Annotated in this window: 12 protein-coding genes and 1 rRNA gene; 1 reads left to right on the top strand and 12 read right to left on the bottom strand. The window is 52.9% G+C overall.

Annotation, left to right across the window (positions count from 1 at the left end):
* Positions 1 to 109: 109 nt before the first annotated feature.
* From ABGT74_RS06410 to ABGT74_RS06390, 5 genes are all read right to left on the bottom strand, one after another.
* Positions 110 to 829: a FoF1 ATP synthase subunit a gene (locus tag ABGT74_RS06410; RefSeq protein WP_346704913.1), complete on the bottom strand. Its 720-nt coding sequence runs from the start codon at positions 827 to 829 to the stop codon at positions 110 to 112.
* Positions 830 to 832: 3 nt separating this feature from the next.
* Positions 833 to 1,216 (bottom strand): ATP synthase subunit I, encoded by a 384-nt coding sequence (locus ABGT74_RS06405; protein WP_297284352.1) that lies wholly within the window; start codon positions 1,214 to 1,216, stop codon positions 833 to 835.
* Positions 1,213 to 1,470: an AtpZ/AtpI family protein gene (locus ABGT74_RS06400; RefSeq protein WP_346704912.1), complete on the bottom strand. Its 258-nt coding sequence runs from the start codon at positions 1,468 to 1,470 to the stop codon at positions 1,213 to 1,215. Before ABGT74_RS06400 ends, ABGT74_RS06405 begins: the two co-directional genes overlap by 4 nt.
* 354 nt (positions 1,471 to 1,824) lie before the next feature.
* Positions 1,825 to 2,235, bottom strand: a complete 411-nt coding sequence (locus ABGT74_RS06395) for a hypothetical protein (RefSeq protein WP_302665652.1) — start codon at positions 2,233 to 2,235, stop codon at positions 1,825 to 1,827.
* 98 nt (positions 2,236 to 2,333) lie between these two features.
* A complete protein-coding gene (locus ABGT74_RS06390; RefSeq protein ID WP_346704914.1) occupies positions 2,334 to 3,461 on the bottom strand; it encodes a D-alanyl-D-alanine carboxypeptidase family protein in 1,128 nt (375 codons plus the stop codon).
* Positions 3,462 to 3,588: 127 nt separating this feature from the next.
* Between ABGT74_RS06390 and ABGT74_RS06385 the strand changes: the two genes are divergently transcribed.
* The gene (locus ABGT74_RS06385; RefSeq protein ID WP_346704911.1) at positions 3,589 to 4,524 is read left to right on the top strand and encodes an AEC family transporter; all 936 of its coding nucleotides are present in this window, start codon (positions 3,589 to 3,591) and stop codon (positions 4,522 to 4,524) included.
* 71 nt (positions 4,525 to 4,595) lie between these two features.
* Here ABGT74_RS06385 and ABGT74_RS06380 read toward each other — a convergent pair whose 3' ends face one another.
* The 7 genes from ABGT74_RS06380 to rrf all read right to left on the bottom strand — a co-directional run bounded on the left by ABGT74_RS06380 (position 4,596) and on the right by rrf (position 9,145).
* Positions 4,596 to 5,345, bottom strand: coding sequence for an exodeoxyribonuclease III (locus ABGT74_RS06380; RefSeq protein ID WP_297284348.1), 750 nt, complete (start codon positions 5,343 to 5,345; stop codon positions 4,596 to 4,598).
* An 11-nt stretch (positions 5,346 to 5,356) separates the two neighbouring features.
* Positions 5,357 to 5,737: a VOC family protein gene (locus ABGT74_RS06375; protein WP_346704910.1), complete on the bottom strand. Its 381-nt coding sequence runs from the start codon at positions 5,735 to 5,737 to the stop codon at positions 5,357 to 5,359.
* Positions 5,738 to 5,745: 8 nt separating this feature from the next.
* Positions 5,746 to 6,912 carry an aminotransferase class I/II-fold pyridoxal phosphate-dependent enzyme gene (locus ABGT74_RS06370; protein ID WP_346704909.1) on the bottom strand — a complete coding sequence of 389 codons (1,167 nt, stop codon included), beginning with the start codon at positions 6,910 to 6,912 and terminating at the stop codon, positions 5,746 to 5,748.
* Between the two features lie 5 nt (positions 6,913 to 6,917).
* A complete protein-coding gene (locus ABGT74_RS06365; protein ID WP_346704908.1) occupies positions 6,918 to 7,640 on the bottom strand; it encodes an alpha/beta hydrolase in 723 nt (240 codons plus the stop codon).
* Positions 7,641 to 7,643: 3 nt separating this feature from the next.
* The gene (locus ABGT74_RS06360; protein WP_297284344.1) at positions 7,644 to 8,117 is read right to left on the bottom strand and encodes a VOC family protein; all 474 of its coding nucleotides are present in this window, start codon (positions 8,115 to 8,117) and stop codon (positions 7,644 to 7,646) included.
* Between the two features lie 213 nt (positions 8,118 to 8,330).
* The gene (locus tag ABGT74_RS06355; RefSeq protein ID WP_346704907.1) at positions 8,331 to 8,978 is read right to left on the bottom strand and encodes an HAD hydrolase-like protein; all 648 of its coding nucleotides are present in this window, start codon (positions 8,976 to 8,978) and stop codon (positions 8,331 to 8,333) included.
* Positions 8,979 to 9,028: 50 nt separating this feature from the next.
* Positions 9,029 to 9,145 (bottom strand): 5S ribosomal RNA (rrf, locus tag ABGT74_RS06350).
* Positions 9,146 to 9,149: the final 4 nt, after the last annotated feature.

Below are 9,149 nucleotides of genomic sequence, written 5' to 3'. Positions count from 1 at the left end.
CGGACATACCTGCTACAAATGCTTTGGGATCCATACTTTTTTCCTCCTGAAAATGTTGTTGTTCAAAATTTGAGAATGGATTCGGTTGTTGATTGTCGTACTCCTTGCGTCAGCCGCTGCTGCGCGCATCACCTACATAAGCCATGGTCAGCATACTGAAGATGAATGCCTGCATACAGGCGGTGAAGCAGTCAAAGTACAGCGAAAGGACGCCGGGTATACCGATCTGCAACAGCGGAACTGGCAAGAAGCCCAGAACCGCGCCCGACAGCACTTCGAGCGCACCCAACATCAGGGTCGAAATGACAAGACCGCCCGCCATGTTACCAAAATGACGGAACGACATGGAGACCGGCGTTGCCACCTCGCTGAGTACGTTGAGCGGCGCCATGACGAAAACCGGCTCAAGGAAGCCCTTCAGATAACCGCCGATGCCGCCATACTTGATCTTGTTGAACGTAATCAGTGCAAACGTCATAAGCGCCCAGCCAAGCGTTGTGTTCAAGTCGGCCGTTACCGGACGCATCCAGAACAGCGTGGCCAGAGAACCAAACAGCGAGCTCATCAGCAGCGTTGCGATATAAGGCGAAAACGCCCGGCATCCCGGTCCCATGGTGCTGTCAACCAGACTGTCGATCATGATGACCGCTTTTTCTGCAAACGCCTGTTTTCCTTTCGGGATCTTCTCCATGCGTCGGGTCAGAAAAATACATAGGAACAGGATAAACGCCATCACGATCCATGCGTTGCGCATGGTTTCCGTGATCGGCAGATTGGGGTTACCGAATAGATATCCCAGTACCTGTGGGCCGTTTATTTCAACATTCACCGTCTAACCTCCTTTCCTCTGAACTACATTATGCCAGAGCAGCACAATCTTGGGAAAGAAGAGCGGAAGCACGGCTGCCAGCGGATGGATAAACGGCGCTTTGATTGCCGCAAATACCACAAGGCCGGTCAGCACATAACGAAAAACGTAACCGCGCCGCACAATACGAGTCGCCTGCTCCGGAGGGAACAGGGCGGCCTTGGCAACGTTGTTGCCGATCATGCGGAACAAAACCAGCGCATAGCACGCGCCCAGCAGCAGGCTGATGCCCGCTCGCCACACCTCGCAGCCGGCCAACACAAAAATGCCGAAGGCAATCAGCGTCAGCGGCACGATCCCACGCAGCATCCGCGCGGATTCTTCCCGCACGATTTGCTTTCCCGTCACGGCAGCTTCTCCTTTCTTTCGCTTTCTCTGGCTTTTCGCTCGGTAAACCGCAGGAAGTCCCGCAGTCCGCAGGCTGCAACCGCTATCCCGAGCAGGATTCCGAAAATCATCACGCCGTTGCCCCATCCAAATCGGTTCCGGAGCCAGAGCGCCCCGAAGCAACAGAGTACCGGCGGTGTGACGACCGTGAACCCGACCTGACTGAAATAAATCAGGTAACGCAGCACACTCCAATGATCCTTTTTTTGACTCAACCGCATTCCCCCATATAGCCGATTTGATATCTTGAGCACAGCTGTGCCGAACAGGGCAAACTGCCCTTCCCGCATATCGTTTTTATTATACCTAACCTAATCAAAAAGTGAAACACTTTTTATCAGAAATTTCTTAAAAAAATTTCTTCTTCGCTCTTCCCATTATGCAAATCACACATTTTTTCATGGACAGACAGCACATATGGCTTAAACATAGCCAAATTTAGTGTATTTTCACTCGGTCAGCAATAGTACCTTGCCCTTTCCCGCGGATGGCTATACCTCTGTAAAAAAGAAAAAAGCAGCGACTCAGTCGCTGCTTTTTATCACGCTGCATAACCGCTAAGTATTCGCTTACAGGAAGCGCTTCATACCCTCGGTTGCCGCAGACGGCTCCTCGCTGAGGGAAACCGTAAAGTTAACGCTATGCTTTGCGGAGAACTCATCGAGCATGTTGAGGAACTCCTCCGCCTTGGCTACGTCCTTGATGCCGGTGATCTTATACAGGCCATCAATGAACACACGCGTAATATCATAGTTACCAGCATGAATGCCGCACAGGAATCCAAGCAGGCTTGCGTAATCCTTGATCGGGTAATCGGTTGCATCAATCAGGCGCGCATCATGCGAAATATCAAAAGTCAACTTGTTGCCGCGCGAAATGCAAACCACGCTTCCCTTTTCTTCTTGTACCGCGGTATTGACCTGGTCAATCAATTCCTTGGTCTTACCAGAGCCAGTGCCGCCAATAATCAGTTTTACCATAGTTTATATCCTCCCAACCTTTGAGGTTGCTTTTAGTGTACCATAGTTTACCCCAAACCTCAAGACTGATTTGCAAACTTTCCGTCATTTTGTCCATATCACGCCGCGCCGCTTCCCACCAATTTTCCGAGGAACGCCAAAAGCAGTCCCGGGATACTTCGCGCTTCGACATATTCGGCCGCCGTGATTGGAAGCTGCAGCAGGGTCTCCCCCCCGCTCGTCACGATCAGTTCCCCGATCTGCTGTCCTGCCGTAATCGGCGCTTGCAGCGACTCCGGCAAGTTCAATTGTGTTTCCAGCTGTGCGGCTTTTTCCTTTTCTACGACGATCGACTGGTCGTTTTGCAAAACCGGTTGCACAAAGTCTGCGCTGCCCAGCTGCACAGGAACCGGCTGCAGCAAATCATCGGGCGGCGTATAGACTGTGAAATTGGCAAAACCATAATTGAGCAGCGCGGATGCGTCCGCCATACGGGTCTCCTTTGTCGGCGCCGCCATGACCACCGCGACCAGACTCAGACTGTCCCGCTCGGCGCTCGCCGAAATACAAAAGCCCGCCTCAGCAATATAGCCCGTTTTCAGGCCGGTCAATCCCGGATAGCTTTTGAGCATTTTATTGGTGTTGGCGAGCGAAAACTTTCCGTCGCGGATGCTGTCCATCCAAATGCCGGTGTATTCCAGAATCTTGGGATGCTTGAGCAGCTCGCAGGAAATGAGCGCGATGTCACGCGCAGAAGTCATGGTTTTTTGCCCCATGCCATCCAGCCCGTTGGCATTGATGAACTGCGTGTTGGTGCAGCCCAACTCTGCTGCGCGCTGGTTCATCCGTTCGACAAACGCCGCCTCCGTGCCTGCCAGATGTTCCGCTACGGCAACTGCGCAATCGTTTGCCGAACCCACTGCAATCGCTTTGAGCATATCATTGAGGGGCATCTGTTCACCGGGCTCCAGCCACACCTGCGTGCCGCCCATCGAGCAGGCGTATTCGCTGCCCGTAATCATGGTGTCCAATGTCACTTCACCGCGTTCCAGCGCCTCCATTGTCAGCAGCATCGTCATGATTTTGGTCACCGACGCCGGCTGCAGCTGCTCATCGGCATTGTACGTAAACAGCTCCTGTCCGTTGGCCGCATATAATGCGGCGGACTTGGCATTGAGCGCCCCCATTTCCGGCAGCGCCGCCGCCTGTACCAGCAGCATTCCGCCCAGTATGGCGGCGCAAATCATTTTTTTCACAGCCAACCACCCTTTCACCCCATCTTATGCCCGCACAAATACAAACATGCCTTTTGCATTGACAAACGCTCCGGAACTGTTTTATGATTATAAAGTTGGAAATCGGAGGGAATGAATTTTGCTCGAAAATATTCAAATATTGGTCTCACAGATCTTTGTCATGTTTTTGCTGATGGCCGTCGGCTTTGTATGTGTCCGGCTCAAATACCTGAATAACGACGGTGCGGGTCAGCTATCGCTGATCCTAACGCGCATTGTCGCGCCCTGCGTTATCATTGATTCCTTTCAGCGTGAATTCGATCCCGCGCTTGGCATTGATCTGCTGGCTGCCGCAGGCTGCACGGTCATTGCCATGGGACTATCCATTGTCGTCAGCCATTTCCTGTTTCGTACCAATGGGCCGCACAAGAATTTTGCCGATAAACGCGTGTGCGTGGTGTTCACCAACTGCGGCTTTATGGCGCTTCCGCTGCTGGACGCACTGTATGGCTCCTATGGTTTGTTTCTGGGTTCTGCCTTTATCGCAGTCAACAACGTTCTACTTTGGAGCTACGGCGTTTCACAGCTGTGCCGAAACACCGCAAAAGCGCAGAAAATCCGCAACGCGATCCTTAATCCCGGCACCGTCTCTCTGGCCATCGGTCTGGTCTTTTTCCTGACGCCCCTCAACCTGCCGCAAATCCCTGCGACCTGTATCTCTTATCTAGCCTCGCTCAACACGCCGGTTGCCATGATTATTCTGGGCGCGTTTCTGGCGCAGTGCAACCTGCGCTCCTGCTTTCAAGATAAGCAGGTTTATTGGGTCACCGCCCTGCGTTTGCTCGTTCTGCCGCTGATCACTCTGGCGATTTTCCTGTTGCTCCCGCTCGACAGTGTTTTGCGCAACAGTATGTTGATCAGTTCCGCCGCGCCGGTCGCTATGACCTGCTCTATGTTTGGCCAGGTATACGGCACAGATTATCTGTTCTCCACGCGCGCGGTTGCGGTTTCTACCATTTTATCCGCCCTCTCTATTCCCGCACTGATCGCGCTCAGTGGTCTGCTTGGCGGCTGAAACCCGATATAAACAAAAACAGACTGCGAAACCTTTCGCAGTCTGTTTTTTTACTCTCTTTGCCGCCGCAGTCAGTCTATCTCGATCAATACCGGACAATGATCTGAGCCAAACACATCGCTTAAAATACGGGCATCCTTGACGCGTTCCATAAAACGGCTGGACACCAGAAAATAGTCGATGCGCCACCCTGCGTTTTTTTCGCGCGCCTTGAAGCGGTAGCTCCACCACGAATACGCGCCGGTCACATTCGGATAAAAGTGACGGAACGTATCGGTGAAGCCCGCTTCCAGCAGCTCGGTCATTTTCCCCCGCTCCTCATCGGTAAAGCCCGCATTGCGGCGGTTGGTCTTGGGGTTTTTCAGGTCGATTTCCTTGTGCGCAACGTTCATATCCCCGCACACAATAACCGGCTTTTCCGCATCCAGCTTTTGCAGATACGCGCGGAAGTCATCCTCCCACTGCATGCGGTACTCCAACCGCTTGAGTTCATCCTGCGAGTTGGGCGTGTAGACCGTGACGAGATAAAATTCGCCATAATCTGCGGTGATGACACGCCCCTCATGGTCATGCTCGTCAATTCCAAGGCCATAGGTCACCTGCTGCGGCTCGTTTTTGCTGAACAGCGCCACGCCCGAATAGCCCTTTTTCTCCGCCGAGTTCCAGTACTCGTGGTACCCCTCGACCTGAGGCGCCTGCTCGGGCTGCAGCTTGGTTTCCTGCAAGCACATCATATCCGGCTGCTCCGCCGCGAGAAAGTCAAAAAAGCCCTTGCCCACGCAGGCACGCAGGCCGTTTACATTCCAAGAGATCAGCTTCATAGTTGCTCCTTTTATGCTGTGATTTCTACGGTGTTCCCATCCGGGTCCAGCACGCAGCTTTCATAGTATCCGTCCCCCGTCACACGCGGACCGCTGACCACCGTATAGCCATCCGCTTGCAGCCGTGCGGTCAGCGCATCCACCGCCGCGCGTGACTCGGTATCAAACGCCAGATGCGCCCAGCCGATATGCACGCCGTCCGCGGCAGTCTCCAGCTGCGGACGCGTCATCAGTTCCAGCCGCGCACCATCCGCAAAGGACAGGAAATAGGTTTGCAGGCCGGTTTTGGGGTTGTGATACAATGCGCCCGCAACGCCGCCAAAATAAGTTTCGTAAAACGCGCGCGCCCGCGCAAGATCATTGGTATATAGTGCAATATGTGTGATCTTCATCGCATTCCTCACCCGCGCAGAATACCGCTTTCGTCGATGCGCCGCACGGCTTCTTCCATCCGCTCCGGCGGCACGACCAACGCAAACCGCACATAGCCTTCGCCATGCGCACCAAACGAGCTGCCCGGCACACAAATAACGCCGGTCTTTTCCATCAGCTCCAGCACAAAATCCACGGACGAAGCAAACCGCTCTGGAATCTTCGCCCAGACAAACATCGTACCCTGTGCGTCCGGCACATCCCAGCCGATGCTTCGCAGGCCGCCGCACAGTGCATCGCGCCGCGCCATATAGCCTTCCCGGTTGCGGCGGACAATATCCTGCGGCCCGGTGAGCGCTGCGACCGCGCCCGCCTGAATCGGATAAAACATACCATAGTCGATCTGCGAACGGAATGCGCGGAAGCGCTCAATTACCTCACGGTTGCCCAGCGCAAACGACACACGCATACCGGTCAGATTATAGGTCTTGGACAGTGAATTAAACTCAATGCCGACCTCCTTTGCGCCCGGGATGGAGAGGAAAGAAAGCCCCTGCTTCCCGTTCAGCATCAAATCCGAATAGGCATTGTCATGCAGCACAATGATATTATGCTCGCGCGCAAAGGTGACCAGACGCTCATAGAAGGCGCGGTCTGCCACTGCGGTCGTCGGGTTATTCGGGTAAGATACCACAATCGCCTTAGCGCGCTCCGCGACGTCCTCCGGAATATCTGCGAAATCCAGCTGCCAGTTGTTTTCCTCCTTCAGCGGATACAGGCCGACCGTCGCGCCGGTCATCATCGGCCCGAAAGAGAAGATCGGATACCCCGGATCGGGCGCAAGGATCAGATCGTTCGGCCCTGCAAAAGCAAAGCCGACATGCGCAATGCCTTCCTGCGAACCGCAGACTGCCATGATCTCATCCGCTTCCAGCGCAACATCGTAGCGGCGACGATACCAGTCCTGCACCGCCGCAATCAGCTCGGGCGTTTCGGTCAGCGAATATTTATACTGCTCCGGGTCAAGCGCAGCCTGACTGACCGCCTGCATCACATGTGCATCCGGCTGAAAATCGGGCGTACCGATAGATAAATTGATGACATCTGCACCGCCGGCAATCAATGCGCGTTTTCTTTCGTCCAGTCGATTAAAAATATTGCTTTCTGCGGTCTGCCCCGCTTTGATAAACTGCATTTTCCTTATCTCCCCAATAAAAATTCCACAACCGTGCGGTTAAACCGCGACGGCTGCTTTGCCGCGACAAAATGATCCCCATCGCGGAAGGTCTCCACCCGGCAATGCGGAATATGCGCGGCCATTTCTCTGGTCTGGCTGTCACGCACAATATCGTGTTCGCCAACAATAATCAGCGTTGGCATAGTCAGCTTTTGCAAGTCCTCCATCACGACACCATACGGATACACCATCAAACCGAACACATCGCGCTTTCGCGCTGCCCGATGGCTGATTTTCCCCAATACACGCAGCGCACCATAAGCCGCATACACCGGCAGCTGAAAATGCGGCTTCATGCCTGCAAACATCTCTACATTTGCGCCGTTCAAAATCAGCTTGTCAACATACGTCGGAAACATCAGTGCAAACTTGATGGCCAGATTGCCGCCATCTGAAAAACCAAGCACATATGCTTTTTCAATGCCAAGCGAATCCAATAATGTTTTCAGATCCTGCGCCATCAGTTCAAACGATAAACCGCGCGTGCCGGGTTCGGATGCGCCGTGCCCCCGGCTGTCCACCGCAATCACACGGAAGAAACGCGTAAATTCCGGGATCTGTGCCTTCCAATAGGAACTGTCCTCCCCATTCCCGTGCAAAAGTACCAACGGTTTCCCGCGTCCTGCGTCATAATAAGCAATCCGGGCGTCGCCGCAGCAAACGAACTCCGGCTGAAATTCAAACATAGGCTACTCCATACCTTTCTTGCACTGTTCCACAAACTCCACCGGGTGCTGAATCATCTGTGCGGTTTGTGAAACATCGTAACCCTCACGCAGCAAACGGCGTGCGATGACCTCCATGGATTCTCCGACCTCGATCATGTGCCAATCCGGGTCATACAACCGTACCACCCGTTGATACCACTCATGCATTTTGGGCGGATGCACCAGTTCCACATCCAGAAAACCGTGGAGCTTTTCCAGAAAAGCGTCAAAATCATCCACCTCAAAATAGAGTTCCATATTGTTCGACTGATGCAAAATCGTGCATTTCGGAATATCGACTAATTCATCAAAATCCTCTTGAATCGCGAACCCACCGGAAAAGGTAACATTGCGGCCAAGATCCAACGCAACACTTTGGTCGAACAATTCCTGATAAAATTTCTTTGAAGTTTCAACATTCCGCACCGCCAGCACAGGCATCCGATATTGGAGCATCGCTATTCCTCCGTCACAATCCGCAAGAAACATTCTGTTTATGTACCGCATCCAGCGGCAGTATAATTGAATATATTTTTTATTGTATCACAGTTGTTGCCAACGGTAAAGAATGAAGGATTGGCTTTCTGCCGTCGAATCCCACAAAAATGCTTGGACATATCCAAGCAGAATTCGACGGAAGCTCACATGTATCGCGCCGTGCCAGCAACATCAATCTGTCAATAGCCGAATGAGTTCGGAAAAATCCTGCACGACATGTTTGGCACCCGCCTGCTGCAATTCCCGCAAGCCTCCAAATCCAAATGTCACACCCACGCAGTCGATGGAGCACAATTGCGCACCCTCCACATCATGCATCCGGTCGCCTACCAGCACCACACTTTTATGATCCTCGACCGAAAGCAGAGCAAGCGCCTGCTCTACCACCTGTACCTTGGTGCTGATGCTGCCATCCAGCGTTGCACCCGATACTGCATCAAAATATGGCGCAATCTCAAAAAGCTCCAATATCTTTTCGACAAACACAGTCGGCTTCGAAGACGCGACGGCCAATGTCTTTCCCGCATCGCGCAACGTTTGCAACATCGCGGGAACACCATCGAACAGAATGTTTTCCTTCCAGCCATGCACCGAAAATCGCGCCCGATACGCTGCAACAGCCTGTTTTGCCTGCGCATCATCAAAGTTATAACAGCGCCTGAACTCATCATACAGCGGTGGACCGATAAAATGCTCCAAAGCACTTAAATCCGGCTCCTCAATTCCCATTTTTGCAAGCGCATATTGCACTGACTTTGTGATCCCCTCACGCGGGTCAGTTAAAGTCCCATCTAAATCAAACAAAATATACTGATACATTTTTCCCTCCAGAAACAGAAAAGCAGCAACCGAAGTTGCTGCTTTCGTGATGTGCGCGTCGAGTTATCTTCCCGGGCCGTCGCCAGCCAAGTATTGTCACCGTAAACGAGCTTAACTACTGTGTTCGGAATGGGAACAGGTGTACCCTCGTCACCATTGACACGCACTATA

It is taken from the genome of uncultured Agathobaculum sp. (assembly GCF_963927765.1).
GTDB lineage: Bacteria > Bacillota > Clostridia > Oscillospirales > Butyricicoccaceae > Agathobaculum.
The sequence above is the reverse complement of the archived record's forward strand: the minus strand, read 5'-3'. Positions and strand labels throughout refer to the sequence as shown.

What these genes read in the sequence shown, in the direction of transcription:
- ABGT74_RS06370 (WP_346704909.1), bottom strand. Translation starts at nt 6,912, where the DNA reads ATGCAGTTTATCAAAGCGGGGCAGACCGCAGAAAGCAATATTTTTAAT.
- ABGT74_RS06360 (WP_297284344.1), bottom strand. Translation starts at nt 8,117, where the DNA reads ATGCTCCAATATCGGATGCCTGTGCTGGCGGTGCGGAATGTTGAAACT.
- ABGT74_RS06375 (WP_346704910.1), bottom strand. Translation starts at nt 5,737, where the DNA reads ATGAAGATCACACATATTGCACTATATACCAATGATCTTGCGCGGGCG.
- ABGT74_RS06390 (WP_346704914.1), bottom strand. Translation starts at nt 3,461, where the DNA reads ATGATTTGCGCCGCCATACTGGGCGGAATGCTGCTGGTACAGGCGGCG.
- ABGT74_RS06365 (WP_346704908.1), bottom strand. Translation starts at nt 7,640, where the DNA reads ATGTTTGAATTTCAGCCGGAGTTCGTTTGCTGCGGCGACGCCCGGATT.
- ABGT74_RS06355 (WP_346704907.1), bottom strand. Translation starts at nt 8,978, where the DNA reads ATGTATCAGTATATTTTGTTTGATTTAGATGGGACTTTAACTGACCCG.
- ABGT74_RS06395 (WP_302665652.1), bottom strand. Translation starts at nt 2,235, where the DNA reads ATGGTAAAACTGATTATTGGCGGCACTGGCTCTGGTAAGACCAAGGAA.
- ABGT74_RS06380 (WP_297284348.1), bottom strand. Translation starts at nt 5,345, where the DNA reads ATGAAGCTGATCTCTTGGAATGTAAACGGCCTGCGTGCCTGCGTGGGC.